Genomic DNA, 17,794 nt, shown 5'->3' with positions numbered 1-17,794 from the left:
ACAAACTGATGCAAAAGTATGCAATTAAATGCTTTTTGTAACCGGGGAAGCTTTGTGTTCACAAACTGCCGGTTAATCAACCAAACTTTGCGAGTTATGAAATTGACCGCATTTATTTCCCTTGTCTTTTGCCTGCATATTTCAGCCAGGAGTTTTTCTCAGAAGATAACTTTTACAGGGAGTAAAATGAAATTGGAAAGAGTATTGGAAGCGGTAGAGCGGCAAACAGGCTTCGTTGCCTTTTATGATGAAGAGGCATTGAAAACTGCTCATCCCGTAACCGTTTCAGCCAACAACCAATCTTTAGAAGTATTCCTGAAAGAAATCTTTAAGGATCAGGCGCTGGGGTTTACCATAAAGAATACCTCCATTATCATCAGCAGAAAAAATATACCTTCTGAACAGGCGAATGTGTTGCCATCTTCGCTTTCCATACCGCCCATTAAGGGAACCATCCGTGGTCCCGATGGTATTGCACTTTCTGGAGTATCCGTTCGCATACAGGGATCCAACAAGGGGGCCATAACGGATGCAAATGGTCAATTCACCATCACCGTGAAGGAAAATGATATACTGATGATCTCTTACGTAGGATTTACCGGCCTTTTTTTTAAGGTAAATGTTTCAGGTGCACTTTCCCTTATGGCAACTGATAAGCAGGTAAACTCAGCGCTGGTGCTACTCAACACGGCTGATGGTCCTGTGATCCGGCTGGAACCAGATCCCACACAGTTGGAAACAATTACGGTGAATACCGGCTATCAGCAGATTTCAAAAGAAAGAAGTGCAGGCGCTTTTTCCAACCCGGAAATGAGCGTGGTGAGAGATCGCAGCACCAGTATGAATATCCTGCAAAGGATAGAAGGACTCGTGCCCGGTTTCGTGGTCAACAACTCCCCCAGCGCTGCTACTGATGGTACCACATTCCAGATACGTGGACTCAGCACCATCAAAGCAGATAAGAATCCATTGTATGTAGTGGATGGTATGCCGGTGAGCAATGTAACTTTCATTAATCCGCAGGATGTAGCGGATATCAGTGTGTTGAAAGATGCTACGGCTGCTTCGATCTGGGGCGCCAGGGCATCTAACGGTGTTGTTGTGATCACCACTAAAAAAGGATATGCGCACAATAAATTAAGTGTGGCATATGATGGCTTTGTGAGCTTTCAGGGAAAACCGGATTTCAGTTATTTCCCCGTATTAAACAGTCAGCAATACATACAGGCTGCTAAGGAAACTTTTGATCCGGTTAATCAGCCATACAGTATTGCCAGTACCTACACTCCCGGCGCAGGAAATCATACAGGGCTTTCTCCGGACCGGCAAATACTGTATGATATGTATAGGGGAGTGCTTTCCGCTGCTCAGGGTAATGCCAGGCTGGATAGTTTATCCGGTATCAATAACCTCGATCAGATAAAGGATAGCTGGTACCGGCCGGCCAGGCTAACGAATCATACCGTATCCGTATCAGGGGGCTCAGAGAAGCACACGTTTTACGGATCCATGGCCTACACCGGCACAACAGACAATACCCCTGGTAATAGTAACAATACCTATAAGTTAAATGCCCGTCAGGACTTTAACTTTAATAAAAACCTGAAGGTTTTCCTGCTGACAGATATTACTAACCAGGCGGTTGCTACCCGGCGCGCTATATCTCCGGACGCCCGCTTTTTGCCATACCAGTTATTCACCGATGCTTCCGGTAAAAGCATTTCCATGCCATACATGGGGTACCTGGGCAATGAATCCAGGGCAGATATGGAAGCGAGAAGCAGGATTAATCTCGACTATAATCCGGTCGATAATATCAGCACAGGTTATACAAAAGGGAATGCATTGCTCGCACGCATCAATACAGGCATTACCATTAATCTGACACATGGTTTTCGGTTTGAGGGCATGTATGGCTATATAAAGGGGAATAACAGGACGGTTGTTTATGATGATAATACCAACTATCAGCAACGGGTGAAGGTGGTTAACTTTACGGTAGCACCAAATGCTGCCGCTATTCCTGTATATAATCTGCCAACAACCGGTGGACAGTATAATGTAGTCGGCACTAATCAGGACAACTGGATAGTAAGGAATCAACTGGTATTTGACCGTAGCTGGAAAAACAGCCGTCATCAGTTGACAGCGCTGGCGGGACAGGAAGCACAGGAACAGAAAGTTATTTTTAATAACAACCGGCAATATGGTTATGATGAGCGGCTGCAGACATATGCACTGGTTAATTACCAGGCATTAGCAGCTACCGGGGTTAAAAATCCGGTAATGGCCAGCTCCTCCAATGGCTCCTTTTTAACAGATACGATTTTCTCCCAGTCAGAAACGGTGTCTCGCTTTACTTCCTGGTATCTGAATGCTGCATATACTTTCAACCGCAAATATTCGTTGAATACCGCCTGGCGCAAGGATCAGAGTAACTTGTTCGGGAAAAATAAATCTGCCCAAAGTAAACCAGTATGGAGTGTAGGGCTCAAATGGGATATTTGTAATGAACCATTCTTTGATGCGGTAAAAGGTGTTAATAACCTGGCATTACGAGCTACTTATGGTATTACAGGTATCTCTCCAACTCCAGGCAGTGCCTCTTCTTATGATATTTTGTCGGCTGCTAATGCTCCCAATGCTCCTGGTGGGAAAAGTCTGTATGTGTCATCCCCTGCCAACCCGAATCTGACATGGGAAAGCACCAAAACCTTTAATGTTGGGGTTGACTTTGCATTTCTCGGTCAACGCCTTACAGGGTCGGTAGATGTATACCGGAAAAAAACGACCAACCTACTCGGTAGCATGCCGGTAAACCCACTCACGGGCTATACCAGCATATTTGGAAATACCGGAGATATTACCAATAAAGGAATAGAGCTTACACTTTCTTCCGGCAATATCATGACGAAAAATTTCAAGTGGATTACCATGCTGACGATGTCGTACAATAAGAATAAGATAGATAAATTAGTACAGCAATTCCCTTATACGACTGGTGGCCAGGTGATCAACAGCGCAAATTATCGCGAAGGATATCCCGCCTTCGCTCTCTGGGCATATAATTTTGCAGGATTGGATAATATGGGCGATCCGCTGGTAAAACTGAATGATAAAACAGTCACAAAAGATCCTACCGCGGTGAAAGCAGGTGATGTGGTTTATATGGGCGTTTATCAGCAGCCCTGGAGTGGCGGACTGTCCAATATTTTCAGCTATAAATCTTTTATGCTGAACGTAAATATTATTTATAACGTGGGGAATAAAATGTTCAGGAATGTAAACCGCACCTATACCGGTTATAGCTTTATCAATAACCAGGACTTCTCCTCCGGTAATCTGCATGCAGATTTTGCCAATCGCTGGAAACAACCGGGCGATGAATCCCACACCAATATTCCGTCTTTTGTAACCACAGCAGAAAATACCACCAGGCGAAATACGGATTATTACATATTCGGTGATCTCAACGTGGTAGATGCTTCTTATGCCAAGATCCGCGATATTTCACTGTCTTATTCGCTATCACCCGCTGTTGTCAAAAAGATACACGCAGAACAACTGACATTTCGTGTACAGGTATCCAACCTGATGCTGTGGAAAGCCAATCACGATAATATTGATCCGGAATTTCAGGACGCAAGATTTGGTATCCGTAGTGGTATGCCGGTGAACCAGGGGGCGCTCACCATCGGCGCTCATTTAACATTCTAAAAAAATAAGGAAATGCTGATGCTGAATAAAAAAATCATTTACCCTTTTATAGCACTACTGGCCCTTACAATAGGGGGCGGGTGTAAAAAAGATTTCCTGGAAATCAATCCAAAGGGAGTACTGATTGCTGAAAAAACATCCGACTATGATCAGCTACTGAACTCAAATATCACGGTCACCTTACAACCTCAATTAGTATCAGGGGATGAATTGGCGGGCATCATGCCCTATGTTGCCGGAGAAATGACACCGGAGTTCCAGAAGGCATTCAGATGGGAAGATGACGTTTACCTTCCGGATGCTTCCCAGACCGAATGGACGATGCTCATGCGCCTGATGTATCAATACAATAAGGTGATTAATGAAGTGATGGATTCCAAAGAAGGAAGCGATGTACAAAAGCAGTCTATCCGTGCGGAAGCCCTTGCCTGCCGCGCCTGGTGCAACTTTATGATGGTAAATTTTTACGGTAAGCCGTATAATGAAGCCACGGCAGCTACGGACCTGGCTATCCCCAAATTGCTGGCCGCCGACGTAACACAAACAAAATTTACACGCGCTTCAGTAAAGGAAATTTATGAACTTATTATCAGCGATCTTTCCAATGCGCTGCCCAATTTACCGGCTACACTCACCAATCGCATCAGGATGTCCAAACCAGCCGCAGAAGGATTATTGGGTAAAGTATATGTCTTCATGGGGCAATTTGATAAAGCCCTGGTGCAGCTCAATGCGGCAGTAAATGATTTGCCCGGTGCCAGTATCCCTGTTGGGTTGTATGATTACCAGAAAGAGTTTGCATCCGGAGGCGCTTTTACTCCCGTAAGCCCGGTTACAGGGCCTTCCAGAGGAATTCTTAATATCGACCAGGAAGTCCTTTATCTGCGGCAAACGTTTAACTATTTCGGTTTCGTATTCTCTTCCGTTGTGCTGAATTCCCGGGCTGTTAGTCTGTACTTGCCGGGTGACTACCGACGGGGATTTTTAACACCCAACCCATTCGGTGATTTCACAAATGTATATCCGGATGGTATGCTCCGGGCCTGGGGTAATGGTGCTGTCACCAATGTTGGTATCAATGTCCCTGACATCTATTTGCTGAGGGCTGAATGTAAATCACGTGGGAACGATCTGGCTGGTGCGGTGGCAGATATGGAAGCCTTCCGGCAGAAGAGAATGCCGGCAGCAGAAGTGGCAATACCCACTGCTATAGCCACCGATAAGATAGCCCTGACAACATTCATCCTGAACGAAAGGATCCGCGAATTCCCCGTGCAGGGATACCGCTGGTTTGATATGCGCCGACTTTCGGTGGATCCTGTTTATAAGTCAACAGTGGGTACCACGCATACAATATATGATATGAGCGGAGCAGTAACGGGCACTTATACCCTGCGACCAGAGCGGTTAACGCTTCGGATTCCGCTATACATCTCTAACAGTAACCCGGATATGGCGCAAAATCCATAACCCTATTTTTAAAAATAATAAATCAAGAATAAAATGCGACTATTTTTCATTTGCCTCCTTTGTGCTATTACAATAGGATTGCAGGCACAAAAAAAGACAGTAATCATTGCAAAAGTGAATGGCCTGGAAAAAGATACCGCCGTATGGGGCATCCGGGGATTTGATGAAACGGTACACCCTGCGATCGAAATATGGCAAACTGCAAAGCCAGGTAGTGATCATATGGTGAGGTTTGAGTTTCAGCTGAATCATCCTCAGGAATTGTTGTTCTATACCACACATACAAGAGCGGCGGTTTTTATGGCGCCGGGAGACGTAATAGAGTTGAGCTACGATGCCATCAATCCGGATTCTACAATGGTATTCAGCGGAGGAGGAGCAAAAAGTTCTGCCGTATTAAATCAGTTGAACAAGATTTTTGCGACAGACTGGAATAAGCTGGATAGTACTACTACGGGCAATACTTTTGCTGCATTCTATAAGAATGTATACGCTAAGCAACTAGCCATTTTACAACAAAACAAAAAGGTGCTGCCCCCTTATTTTTATACTTATGCAGCAGCAAGTATCTATGCGTATGAATTTTCCGGTTTAATTAGTGTGCCTGGCCTTTTGCAGATGGTTAAGCAAAAAAAGAAATCCGATTGGCTGCCCGCTGACTACTGGTCATATATTAATTCCGTTAAACTGGATAACAAGTGGTTGATTAATCCTAATTATATTAAACTGCTTAATTATTCCTATCCCGCTTTATTACTGGATAAAACCCGCATGGATAAAGGACTGTATGATGAGCCACTGGAAAGAGGCGATAAGCTGCTGAGTATATACGAAATCCAAAAGGAGAAGTATAAAAAGTATCCGGAAATTATGGCCAAAGCATTGCCATCTGCCATCACCAATGTACTCCAGAATTCGCCTGATGTTACTAAGAGAAAAGAATTGCTGGATGATTACCTGGAGAACTACTGTAAGAATGATAAAGAACGGGATGAGCTGAAAGCACTCTATGGCAGACTGGCAGCTGTTGGGACAGGAAAAGTGCCGCCGCCTTTTACCCTAAAGGACCTGTATGGTAAAGATGTTTCATTGGCCGATTTTAAAGGCAAGGTGATATATATTGATTTCTGGGCCAGCTGGTGTACTCCCTGCAGAGCACAAATGAAAGAAGCGGCTCCGGCATTACATAAGAAGTTCGAAGACAATAAAGACGTGGTATTTCTTTATATCAGTATAGATGATAATGCCAATGCCTGGAAAAAAGCGATTGAAGATGATAAAATAACCGGGATTCACCTGTTGTCTGATAATGGCGCGAAAGGGCGTCTGGCGCAACTGTTTAATATCAGTGGTGTTCCGCGTTATATGATTATCGATAAGCAGGGAAAGGTATTTGATAATGATGCGCCCCGGCCAAGTGAAAGTAAAACAGAAGAAAGGATAAAAGACGCGTTAAAGGCTTCTTAGCCGGCTAAATAGCGACTACTGTATTATTATAAACCGGGGCACGATATGAGGTGCTCCGGTTTCTTTACTTTAAAACAGTTCACTTCAATACCAGAATTCAGACTAATGTCGGGTAGAGCATATGGAATAGCTAACCAGTCATCCCTCCTGATTCATTTTCGCTGTTCTTCATTTTCGCTTCATCTTCCCGTTTTAGTTTTGTTCTGACATTAAAATATTGAACAACCTAAAACCAGGATCATGAAAGCAAATGGATTAATGGCCATCGCCTTATTATTCTCAACTGCTGCCTTTGCACAGCAGGCATCAGTAAAAACTACTACAAATGTAAATAGTCAGGTCAGCGCAGGAAAGACCAGTCTGGGTGCTGGTAGTACAACTACCAGCTCTTCCACAGCTACCGTGAACCCCGGTAACAACAGCACGGCGGGCAGCAATGGGACGCAGATCAGTTCCACCGGCAGCGGTAGTGTAACAGGCGTAGAAAGTGCCGGAAATATTACTGCACATCAGGCTACCGGTGCCGCTATAGCGGTAGAAAATACCGTGGGAAATACCTTGCAGACTGCCGGAAACGCCGGTTTGAAGTTGGAAAACAAGGTGAGTAATACTATTAAACCCGCCACCAGCATTAATACCACATTGAATCATACCTTGAATATACAATCTGCTCCTATCCGTATTAATACCCGTATAGGAGGAGGTGCCGCCCTGGGCATCTTGTAGATTTACCTGAAAAAGCAGATTTTTGCTGCTATTTGCAACAAAAATCTGCTACTTTTATCATGATGATTAAATTCCTTTTATCTGCGCTCGTTGTTGTGCCGGCACTGCTGCTGGCTAAACCACATGCGGGTTATGGGAATATACCTACTGCTGATACACTGCAACCTGTCAGGACAACGTCCGATAAACCAATTGAAAAACCAGTTGAAAAATTGCAGGAGCATTTACCAGAGATAAAAGAAGTGCCAAAATCGAGGCGTTTAATTAAACCGATGGCTGTTCCCTCTCCATTGCCCATTAAGCCAATCCGGATCATTAAGCCGAAAATCATCCCGGGAAAAATATTCTGACCGGGCAAAAGATGACCATATGAAATGTATACTGATATTATCGGTTGTATGGCTATGCCATGCCACTGCAGCGCAGGCGCAAACAGACACCACACATATATCCGCTGACACTACAGCTGTAAGCAGGAAGGTGACCCTGACAATGGGATTGCTATATTCCAATAATGCTAATTATTACGGGCAGACGGCGATCAAACCAATGCCTTACGCTGCGGCCAGCGCCACTTTACAGTTCCGTTCCGGGATCTATTTTTCAGGAGTGGGATACCGTTTACTGAATGATTCCGGAAGCATCGTTTCTGCCACCAGCGCAGGTGTGGGTTGGGGATTTAAGATGGGAAAGAAGCTAACGGGAGATATCAGTTATAGCCATACTTTCTTTCCTGCCAACTCCCCGTTTCTCCAGGCAGCAAATACAGATAATGCCACCGCTGCACTGAAATACCACTACTGGATGACTTCCGGGCTGAACGTAGATTACGCATTCGGAAAACAGCAGGACCTTTTTGTAACGCTGAGTACAGAGAAACAGATCCATTTGGGTAGCTTTTCCAAAGGGAAAGACCTGATCACCCTGACGCCTTCTGTGGAAGCGGTTGGGGGCTCCCAGCATTTTTATCAGACGTATGTCAAAGAAAGAAAGTTCCTGGGATTGCCGCTGCCTGTATTGCCTGGCATTCCGGGGGCCTCTGAAATGGTGACGGAAGAAGCTTCCAGGTTTGACCTCCTTTCTTACGGTATCCGGGTACCACTGGCCTATAACAGGGCGCATTACATGATAGAAGTGGCTTATCAGCTGTCTGTGCTTGGTGACAAAGCACTCAGTGGTGCAGGCAATACCAACTCTTTTTTCAATTGTAGTTTCTATTACCAGTTTTAGTCAAATGAAAGTACTGATCATAGAAGATGAAAAGGCCATGGCCACAGAAATGCAGGTGTTCCTGGAAAAAGCACACTACCGTTGTGACCTGGCTCATACCGCCAGGTTGGGATTGGAGAAAATGGAAGAGCATCAGTATGATTTCATCCTGCTGGATCTTGGGCTTCCTGATAAGGATGGACTGGTACTGCTGCAGGAGGCGCGGAAAGATTATCCACAAACATCTTATATTATTCTCACTGCACGCGGACAGTTGGAAGACCGCATAAAAGGGCTGCAGGCAGGAGCAGATGATTATCTGCCCAAACCCTTTTCCCTGCTGGAGTTACTGGCCAGAATGCAAGCCATTTCGAGGCGGAAGTTCGGGCTAACGGATAATGAAATACTCCTCGAAGATTTTACAGTAGACCTGCATAAACGAAGCATCTTTTTTGAAAAACAGGAAATCTCTTTATCGAGAAGAGAATTTGACCTGCTTAGTTATATGCTGTTACATAAAAACAGACCTGTCACAAGAATGCAGCTGAGTGAGCATATCTGGGGAGATCTGGCAGATGACGACTACGACTCTAATTATATAGATGTGCATATCAAAAATATACGGAAAAAATTATCGGCCTTTGCATCCGTTGAATGGCTCCAAACTATCAGACATGTAGGTTATAAAATAAAGCTCTGAGCGTGAAACTGTTTACCAAACTTACATTTTTTATCACGCTGTCGAAGATGGCCATAGCTATTCTGTTCGTACTGCTGCTGCCAGTCCTGGTAGAGGATATCGCTTTCAGGTACAACGACTATTACCTGAAAGAACAAAAGAAAAAAGTTTTAGAGGTAGTATGGAAAAACGGAATTGAAGCTTATCTGCAAGGGGAAGAAAGCTATGGCAGCTACACCATGCTGAAGGAAGAATATATTTCGATGGAACCCGCCGGTAAAGATTCACTACCCGATACCATTGCTACTTTACAACGTGTAGTGGAAAGTGATACACTTACTTATCGCGTGCTAAGCCACGTTTTTGATTATCGCCACAAAAGATATATGCTGGAAGTGGGCAAAAAAACAGCTACCATCAGCCAGTATAACCGTCCCTTGCAAAAGGTGGCCCTGTATGTATTGTTCGGGCTGATAGTACTCACCACCCTGGTAGATCTTATATTTACCAGGCTGTTACTTCGTCCACTTGGTGTAATCATCAGGACGAAATTAGTGAACAGAAAATTTCCATTTAAAGAGCATATTCCTCCCATTCATACCACTACCAAAGATTTCAGGTACCTGGATGCTTCATTGATTGAACTGATGGGAAAAATCAATGAAGCCTTTGAAAAAGAGCGGGAGTTTACCGCCAACGCTTCCCATGAGCTGATGACACCTATCACCATACTTCAAAACAAAATGGAGAACCTGATGGTGGAAGACTCCCCCGATGAAGAGCTGCAGAAAAAGATCATCGGTATGATGAAAACACTCAACCGGCTGAAGAAGATAGTTCATTCGTTGCTACTCATCTCCCGGATTGAGAATGACCAGTTTCCAAAAGATGATCAGCTGACTCCCGCTGCGCTGGTAACTGAAGTGATGGAGGAGCTGGAGCACCGGTTAGAAGAAAAGCAATTATCATTCACCAACAATATCTCTCATATAGTTGTACTGCATCACCTGAATCATGACCTGATATTTCAATTACTGTATAACCTGTTGAATAATGCCATAAAGTATAATACATCCGGTGGAAAAATTTTGGTAAGCGATCAAATGATCCCTGGTGAATCCTATCAGCTAATCATCAGCGATACGGGTATAGGTATCAGCGAACAGGAAATAGGTACCATCTTCCACCGGTTTAAGAAAGTAGCAAGAACAGCAGGAGAAGGTTATGGACTGGGGCTGTCTATTGCAGGTACTATTGCGCAGTATCATCATGTGAAAATTACAGTTTCCTCTACTGTTAATGTCGGGACCACTTTTACCATCAACTTTCCGCTTACCTGATTAGTGCTATCTGTATACGTTTATTGCCCGAGTGTAACAGGCGTTATAATAAATCCTTTTTTACGTAAGACTTCGATGATGCCTTTGTTTTTATCGACAAAGAAATGCCCGGCGCCGACAGCTATAAAGCAATTGTCCTGCTCTAATAGGGAAACCAGCTGTGGTATCCACGCGGCATTTCTGGTTATCACCTGGAAGGGATCATTATCGCGATAAATCCTGCGCTTCTCATAATCAGTCAATCCTGATTTGTATTGGTTGGAAGATGCCAGCAGATCTGATTTTGCGCGCTCTTCTTCCGGACTGAGAACGGGTGTATCAAGGAAATGTACTAATTGTACTATTTGACTACTGATGGAATTACTACCTTCTGTAAAGTGGATATCTGACAATATAGCTGCATAATCAAGTGTAACTATCTTTTTTTTGTTTTCAACTGCATGGTTTAACAATGCCTTATCCATGCTGATCTTTTCTGTTGCAATTCCTATCCTGTTCATCTGCTGAAATATCAGTGGGGATGCCATGCGCATTATCATTCGGTTTTGCTCGCCTGCAGTATGCATTTTATTCATTAATTCAGAAGGCTTTTCTTTCCAACCCATGTTCAGAAAATGGCGGTCTACAAAGCTGGTCGCCCTTCCGAAAATCTGTTCCGCCGTTTTCCTGGATTTGTCAGCACTGATGCTATCTATCTGATTCCCCAATACACTGGTATCAGTGGTGGATTCACAGATGAATATGTTAGCAAGGTCAATATGCTGATAAAATTCCGGGTGACTATCTACCCAACTTTTACCAAATGGATGGTAGCTTCCAAGCAGGTAGGAAATTTTGCCGGAATGAGGTGCTTCTATTTTCCAGTATACAGATTGTATATGCCGGCTATTTTGTTTTTGGGCTTGCGCAAGGCTACTTATTAACAGTATTAAGGTGCTGACTAGCAATGATGTCAATACGTTATGGAAGTTGTGGCGGGTTAATTTCATACGTTGGAGTTTTCGAATGAGGTTAGAATGGGTACTAAAAATACCACAAATTTTTTTGACAGATAGTTATATTCGGGACAGTATATTGTATTCCATCTTTTCATAATTTGGCTTCAATAGCGTTTCCCGCCGCTGCTATTGCTTTTTCGGTATCGAGTCCTTATTGACGTCGAGCCTATAATCATCCTGGGTAATACCTTTTACGCCTTTATGTTTTTTACGGGTTGGAATAGTATACACTGTATCAAAAACCCGGACCGGATCCTTCGTGTTCGGCAGGGCTAACGAATCTATTTTGATCGGAGCCGCCTTTTGTGTAGACACGGAATCGGTACTGATGGAGATATTCAGCGTGTCATTTGGTAATGACTTTTCTTTTTTTATGTTAACTGGTGCTGGCCTAGTGTTTTTTTCTTCTATGTTATTTATTAATGTATTGCTATCTGTAACAGGAGAAGGCTTTTCTGTGGCAGGTGACGATTTTAAAGGAGTTATGTTTTCAGGTGCATGATTTTTATGATGATAATACCAGAATAGTAAAGTAGTCACCACTACTATTGCGGCAAAGCCATACCAGCCTTTACCCTTATATTTTAGGGAAGGTTTTTCCGCTGGCGCATCGGGAACCGCATCCAACTGCATTTCAATGCTGTTCCAGATACTGTCGGCCATATCCGGCACAGGTATTTGATCCAGCTTTGCTGCTATTAAATTTTCGTATGGTGTGGTTGTATTCACTAATTTTTTATAGCGGTTATTTTTTGTTGAAGAATTTTTCTTGCTTCGCTCAAATGCCATTTGCTGGTACCCTCACTGATATTTAATTGCGCTGCAATTTCTTTGTGAGTATAACCATCAATGGCATATAATACAAACACGGCATGCGTAGCTCTTGGTAATTGTCTTACCAATTGCAGTATAGCGGCTGCATCTGTCTTTTCAATAATGCTGTTTTGGACAAACGGTTCTTCTACGGTATCTAATTCCAGGCTGGTAAAGCGGCTGCGCTGTTTTATATGATCTAATGATTCATTGATAATTATTTTTTTCAGCCAGCCGTGAAAGTTCCCTTTCGTTGCATCATAGGAGTTGATACTCCTGAACATTTTCACAAAAGCATGGCCCAGGATATCGGCCGCCTCGTGTTCACCGGTAGCATAGCGCATGGCAATAGTCATAGCAAAACCATAGAGCTGCCGGTACAGCAGCTCCTGTGCTTTTCTATTGCCGCTGCGGCAATCAATGATAATATTTTCTAAATCTTGTTCCAGGACTTATTTCAACAATTTATTTACCTTATAGTAAAGGTTCATATCAGCGGCATCCCCTTTGCCGTAGCTGTTTCAATGTTAGTCTGCTACCCATCATGAGGTAGGGAATCACCATTTTACATCGTGTACCTTTCTGGCGAAAATAGCGGTGGCGATGGCGCCTATATTTAACCTTTCTGCAGCATCCAGTTCATTATAAAACCAGATATTCCTGTCTATTACATCAATGATCGCAATCACACCATCATTGGTGTTTAGCTCGTAACCAGACAGCAATTTGAACGGCAGCTGTCCTGTTTTGCCATTGGATAATGCTGTTTTTTTGATGCTGAGCGGTTTTATAAAAATGGTATCAGTTCCATTTGTGGCAAGCCCATTGTCATCCGGCTTAATAAAAGTAAACGGATTTTTATCATTTGCTGCTTTCCGGTCGTAAATATTCGTCATCAACAACTCCCAGTTTTTGTAGCCCCGGGTGGTATCTGCACTAATAATCGCTGAGAAGATATATTTGTATTCCTGCAATTGCTCGAAGCCATTGAGTATGCTGGGACGGTTAATGGTTTCATATTCCAGCTTTTTTATCATCTCTTTATCATCTGCATATATTTCCACTTTATTTCTTCCGTCTGACAAAGAGTAGCGGAATCTTGTTTTTTCCTGGGTCGTTGTTTCACTTTTCTGAATGCCAATTTGATTCAACAGCATATTTTCCAGTAGAAATCCGCGTCCACCCCAGGACCACACAGGAGAGTTGATATGCAGCCCCCTTTTTATTTTAGATGTCGAAAAGTTAGCGAACGACATTTTATTACCTCTCGCCCCCTTCACATGTTGCATGGTGGCTTGTTCCTTGAATTTGTCGGGTATAGCCAGTTTTATTGAAGTACAACCGCCCACTAACCCCGCGATGGCAAATGCTAATACTGTATTTTTCATTTTAGTTTTTAAAACACCACAATTTATTTATCCCATGTAGTAAGTCCTGGTACAGACTGACCTTTTTCAGTAATACCCTGTTTTTCAGGCAATGGTTGGGTATCTCTCAAAAAAAATATTTTTTCATTTTATCCAACCTTTTAGGTCAATGGGAGGGTATTGCTATCAAACAAAGTTATATCTAAACCAAATATATGAAGACAACCACAATGAAATGGGCTTTGATAGCAATGACAGCAGGCACTATGATTTTTGCCTGCAAAAAAGAGAAAAGTAGCACCCCGGAGTGCAGCATTAATGTGACCAGTCTTTCCGGCGCTTATAAATTAACGGCGTTGCAATACAAAGCTTCCGCAACAGCCGCTCCAGTGGACTATTTAGCATTCATGGAGCCCTGCGAAAAAGATGATATCATCACCCTGAAGAGTGACGGCACCTATAAGTACAACAATGCCGGAACTGTTTGTGAATCTGATAAAATCGGGGACGGTACCTGGCAGCTAAGCGGTAATACATTAACCAGTGACGGTCAGCTAAATGGTACTATTGCCAGCTACGATTGTAAAACATTGACTTATTATGTAGAAAATTCAATACAACCAGGGGATAAGCTGGTATTTACCATGGTGAAGCAGTAGCTATTTTTTATATTTAGAAGGACAATGGCTGCTCGTATGAGTGGCCTTTCCTGGTATAGGGCTGTTCTTGCCACAACCCGGATAGCGGTCTGGTAGCATTTTGTAATTCCGGAATCAGACAAAAATGGTAAATTGTATTACGAAAGGATAATATTATTAATGTAACCGCTACTTCCTTCAATTGATAAAAAGATTGCAAGGAAACCTACCTGATATGAGTAACTGGAAAAATAGAGAATTTGTAAACCCAACCGGCGCAAGCGCGAATAGCAGCATCCTGCTTGCGATAGTAAGAATTCTATTAGGCGTATGTTTGTTATATACTGATCCTTTATCATCCCGGTTCGGATATCTCCTTGTATTTTTTTTCGTTATTTCCGTTGCAAGGCATCTTCTTTTTTATTTCAGTAAGCCAATACCGGATAACATCTACAATTTCTGGCTGGACCTGTTCACGCCATGCCTGTATGGATTTATTCTGTTTCATGTTTTATCCATCTACAATTCTTCTCTTTTGTCGCTTGCCGTCAGCATTTTTTTACCCGCCATCATGTATACTTTTTTATTTGCGGGAGATGGTATTACAGTGATGAGTAAAGGGGTTTTTTGGAGTGGACTGGCTGCGTATGTGATGATTTTTCTGGCCACATTAAATTATGTATTCGACTTTTCAAATCCTGCAGTAGAGAAGTATTTTTTGGCAAAAAAATACGCTGTAACCACCCTGGCTGAAGATGGAGGCCCAGGGGGAGATGCCTACTATTTTGATCTTATTCATGTAGACAGTGTTTCCATGCCAGCACAGTGGATAGAAGTCAATCAGAAAATGTACAATCGCTATGAGCATAGCTGGAAATACAAAAGGCTTACCCTGGACAGTACGGTATTTATAATATTGGATAAGAAAGGAAAATCAGCAGGCCGCCCTCCGTATTATTTTCTCTTGCTGAAAACCAATGGTCCCTTTTATGCTAAAATTATGACGGAACCGGATTATGCCCGGTTTGAGAATGGAGATACTTTCCACGTTGAGAAGCACAAGGGGATGCTGGGGGTAGAGTGGCTGACTTACCGTTGATAAAAATTAGATTTTTTACATGATAGGTTAGTAGGGCTTGGGCAGCGCGAATCCGCCTGCAGTGATGGCCGACAGAACTTTATCTATATTTGCCCCTGGTTTTGATCTTATGGAACGCTACCAATACTTCAAACAATTTCACGATATCAGCATGGCTGACTATCGTTTGCTGACGGAAAATCTTCAACCCCGTTCGTTTAAGAAGGGAGAGTTCATTATTGTACCCGGCCAGATCCAAAGAGAGCTTTACTTTGTAAAAAGTGGCGTTCAGATGGCTTACTTAGATACAGCCGACAAAGCCTACGTCATTGCTTTTAACTACTTCCCTAACTTATGCGGCATCGCTGAATCCTTTTCATTCCAGGTACCTTCTAAATACCATTTAACCTGCTTAACAGACAGCGAATTGGAGTCTCTCAGCTATGAGGATCTGCAGAAACTGGTGGATCAGTCCCAGCAAATAGAACGACTCTTCAGGCGGATGAGCGAATCCATGTTAGCCGGCATGATCGATCTCCACATTGATCTGCGCGCCATGACCATAGAAGAACGATACAAGGCATTTTGCCGGAAAAGCCCGCAATTGCTGCACCTGGTGCCCCACAAATACATTGCTTCCTATTTAGGTATAGACCCAACGAACTTCAGCAAACTATTTAACCGTGTGAAATTTTGATGTTGGTGTACACCAAGAATTGTTTGCCTGCTGCTTGCGAACTTCGCATCAATGCAAACAATAAGCGCCATGATCACTACAGCAATCAACGGAAACTATGCGAACGTCAACGGACTGAAGATGTACTATGAAGTGCATGGAACCGGAAAGCCGTTGTTACTCCTGCCTGGAGCGGTGTCTGGAGTCAGTACTGCATTCGGGAATTTAATTCCCCTGCTGGCAAAAGACCATCAGGTCATAGCCGTTGAATTCCAGGGCTATGGACGGACAGCTGATATTCCGGAGCGTCCCCTTTCTTATGAACAATTTGCGGATGACGTTATTGCGTTACTGGAAGTTTTAAATATAGAACAAACGGATATTTTTGGATACAGTACCGGAGCTGGTGTAGCGCTGCTGGTAGCCATGCGCCAACCTGCCCTTGTTGGCAAGCTAATCCTGGCTTCGGTTATCTATAACAGCAGCGGGCGCCATCCTGTCCTCACAGAACTGGAAAAACTGCTTACTGCTGAAGCCATGAAAGGCACTGTCTATGAAGCAGAATATTTCAGGACTGCCCCAAGGCCGCAGGACTGGCCTAAACACCTGGCTAAAGTGACAACGTTCAATCAAAAAGTTCAGGACTGGTCAGCAGATGATATTCGAAACATTCAGGCGCCTGCGTTGATTATTGCCGGTGATGCAGATATTGTTCAACCGGAGCATGTAGTGGAATTGTATAAACTGCTGGGTGGCGGTGGTGTAGGTGAGTTATCAATGCCGAAGTCACAACTGGCGATATTGCCAGGAACCATGCATACAGCGTTGACAGGAAGAACAGATTTATTAATGACAATGATTCCCGCGTTTCTTAATGATCATGCCAACAATGATTAGGCTTAGTAGCCATGAACAAACCTTCCGCTTATTCGTTCAATCTGGCCGTAACTTATTGTTCAGATAGGGTTATGGCCAATTGAATTTATTGTAGCGAGGACAGATCTATTTAGTAAAGGGCAACCCGGTACAAATATAGAAATTCGATGGACGGAGATTTAAAAAAGCATTACCTTTTAACCACCTGATACCGTACCCACTTTAAGAAACATAAAAAGAGTGTAAGAAAGAAAATACCACAGTATATGAGTTTTGGAAGAGATAAAAAGAAGATTATTAACTATCCACCGGAAGAATTAAGAACCTTTAGTGTCGTGATGTATGAATGGATTGACAACCTGAATTTTACCATCAGGCCTGACGAGTGTTTGACAAACGTAGAGGACTATACGAAAATTGTAAATGAAATGTTCCTGGAGGCTGGTTGGGATGGAGACGGGGAAATAGAGCTAATGTGGATACCTCCTTTTATGTTCGAAGGAGAGAAGACGGAAGAATTCACCGTTGGCGTAACAATTTGGCATGTTAAGCAACTTGAAGATGGAATATCCTGGTTACTAACCCCTGTGAAATTACCTTGTTAATTACCTGGCCGACATTTAGATAGCCACCAGTGCTCTATCTTTTACTTCCAATAAATGCAATAAACATGATGTTGGATGTATTTTTATGTTAGTATGTATATACATAATGAATGTATATAAAAGGGTAGCTTTTGC

General features: G+C 43.1%; 17 protein-coding genes. 13 read left to right on the top strand and 4 right to left on the bottom strand.

Annotated features, from left to right (window positions below; translation table 11 throughout):
- The first annotated feature begins 186 nt into the window (after nt 1-186).
- From AB4Z08_RS05180 to AB4Z08_RS05145, 8 genes are all read left to right on the top strand, one after another.
- On the top strand, nt 187-3,717 hold the full coding sequence (locus AB4Z08_RS05180; RefSeq protein WP_441572663.1) for a SusC/RagA family TonB-linked outer membrane protein: 3,531 nt from the start codon (nt 187-189) through the stop codon (nt 3,715-3,717).
- An 18-nt stretch (nt 3,718-3,735) separates the two neighbouring features.
- A complete protein-coding gene (locus AB4Z08_RS05175) occupies nt 3,736-5,187 on the top strand; it encodes a RagB/SusD family nutrient uptake outer membrane protein (protein WP_441572662.1) in 1,452 nt (483 codons plus the stop codon).
- Between the two features lie 33 nt (nt 5,188-5,220).
- Nucleotides 5,221-6,654 carry a TlpA family protein disulfide reductase gene (locus AB4Z08_RS05170; RefSeq protein ID WP_441572661.1) on the top strand — a complete coding sequence of 478 codons (1,434 nt, stop codon included), beginning with the start codon at nt 5,221-5,223 and terminating at the stop codon, nt 6,652-6,654.
- Nucleotides 6,655-6,894: 240 nt separating this feature from the next.
- Nucleotides 6,895-7,380, top strand: a complete 486-nt coding sequence (locus AB4Z08_RS05165) for a hypothetical protein (RefSeq protein ID WP_441572660.1) — start codon at nt 6,895-6,897, stop codon at nt 7,378-7,380.
- A 59-nt stretch (nt 7,381-7,439) separates the two neighbouring features.
- The gene (locus AB4Z08_RS05160) at nt 7,440-7,730 is read left to right on the top strand and encodes a hypothetical protein (protein ID WP_441572659.1); all 291 of its coding nucleotides are present in this window, start codon (nt 7,440-7,442) and stop codon (nt 7,728-7,730) included.
- 19 nt (nt 7,731-7,749) lie between these two features.
- Nucleotides 7,750-8,610, top strand: a complete 861-nt coding sequence (locus AB4Z08_RS05155) for a hypothetical protein (protein ID WP_441572658.1) — start codon at nt 7,750-7,752, stop codon at nt 8,608-8,610.
- A 4-nt stretch (nt 8,611-8,614) separates the two neighbouring features.
- The gene (locus AB4Z08_RS05150; protein WP_441572657.1) at nt 8,615-9,289 is read left to right on the top strand and encodes a response regulator transcription factor; all 675 of its coding nucleotides are present in this window, start codon (nt 8,615-8,617) and stop codon (nt 9,287-9,289) included.
- 2 nt (nt 9,290-9,291) lie between these two features.
- Nucleotides 9,292-10,608 (top strand): sensor histidine kinase, encoded by a 1,317-nt coding sequence (locus AB4Z08_RS05145; RefSeq protein WP_441572656.1) that lies wholly within the window; start codon nt 9,292-9,294, stop codon nt 10,606-10,608.
- A gap of 20 nt (nt 10,609-10,628) precedes the next feature.
- Here AB4Z08_RS05145 and AB4Z08_RS05140 read toward each other — a convergent pair whose 3' ends face one another.
- The 4 genes from AB4Z08_RS05140 to AB4Z08_RS05125 form a co-directional block, all read right to left on the bottom strand.
- Nucleotides 10,629-11,597 carry a TraB/GumN family protein gene (locus AB4Z08_RS05140; protein WP_441572655.1) on the bottom strand — a complete coding sequence of 323 codons (969 nt, stop codon included), beginning with the start codon at nt 11,595-11,597 and terminating at the stop codon, nt 10,629-10,631.
- A 135-nt stretch (nt 11,598-11,732) separates the two neighbouring features.
- Entirely contained in the window at nt 11,733-12,395 is a 663-nt protein-coding gene (locus AB4Z08_RS05135; RefSeq protein WP_441572654.1) for a hypothetical protein, read from the bottom strand.
- A complete protein-coding gene (locus AB4Z08_RS05130) occupies nt 12,335-12,841 on the bottom strand; it encodes an RNA polymerase sigma factor (RefSeq protein WP_441572832.1) in 507 nt (168 codons plus the stop codon). The genes AB4Z08_RS05135 and AB4Z08_RS05130 overlap by 61 nt, the downstream gene beginning before the upstream one ends.
- Nucleotides 12,842-12,976: 135 nt before the next feature.
- Nucleotides 12,977-13,807: a hypothetical protein gene (locus AB4Z08_RS05125; protein ID WP_441572653.1), complete on the bottom strand. Its 831-nt coding sequence runs from the start codon at nt 13,805-13,807 to the stop codon at nt 12,977-12,979.
- A 194-nt stretch (nt 13,808-14,001) separates the two neighbouring features.
- Between AB4Z08_RS05125 and AB4Z08_RS05120 the strand changes: the two genes are divergently transcribed.
- The 5 genes from AB4Z08_RS05120 to AB4Z08_RS05100 all read left to right on the top strand — a co-directional run bounded on the left by AB4Z08_RS05120 (nt 14,002) and on the right by AB4Z08_RS05100 (nt 17,659).
- Nucleotides 14,002-14,445 carry a lipocalin family protein gene (locus tag AB4Z08_RS05120; protein WP_441572652.1) on the top strand — a complete coding sequence of 148 codons (444 nt, stop codon included), beginning with the start codon at nt 14,002-14,004 and terminating at the stop codon, nt 14,443-14,445.
- 214 nt (nt 14,446-14,659) lie between these two features.
- Nucleotides 14,660-15,523: a hypothetical protein gene (locus AB4Z08_RS05115; RefSeq protein ID WP_441572651.1), complete on the top strand. Its 864-nt coding sequence runs from the start codon at nt 14,660-14,662 to the stop codon at nt 15,521-15,523.
- Nucleotides 15,524-15,587: 64 nt separating this feature from the next.
- Complete coding sequence (locus AB4Z08_RS05110; protein WP_441572650.1) at nt 15,588-16,199, top strand: Crp/Fnr family transcriptional regulator; 612 nt, start codon at nt 15,588-15,590, stop codon at nt 16,197-16,199.
- Between the two features lie 69 nt (nt 16,200-16,268).
- Complete coding sequence (locus AB4Z08_RS05105) at nt 16,269-17,075, top strand: alpha/beta fold hydrolase (protein ID WP_441572649.1); 807 nt, start codon at nt 16,269-16,271, stop codon at nt 17,073-17,075.
- 245 nt (nt 17,076-17,320) lie between these two features.
- The gene (locus tag AB4Z08_RS05100) at nt 17,321-17,659 is read left to right on the top strand and encodes a hypothetical protein (protein WP_441572648.1); all 339 of its coding nucleotides are present in this window, start codon (nt 17,321-17,323) and stop codon (nt 17,657-17,659) included.
- Nucleotides 17,660-17,794 lie beyond the last annotated feature (135 nt).

The sequence above is a fragment of the Chitinophaga sp. RAB17 genome, assembly GCF_052114225.1.
Taxonomy (GTDB): domain Bacteria; phylum Bacteroidota; class Bacteroidia; order Chitinophagales; family Chitinophagaceae; genus Chitinophaga.
The sequence above is the reverse complement of the archived record's forward strand: the minus strand, read 5'-3'. Positions and strand labels throughout refer to the sequence as shown.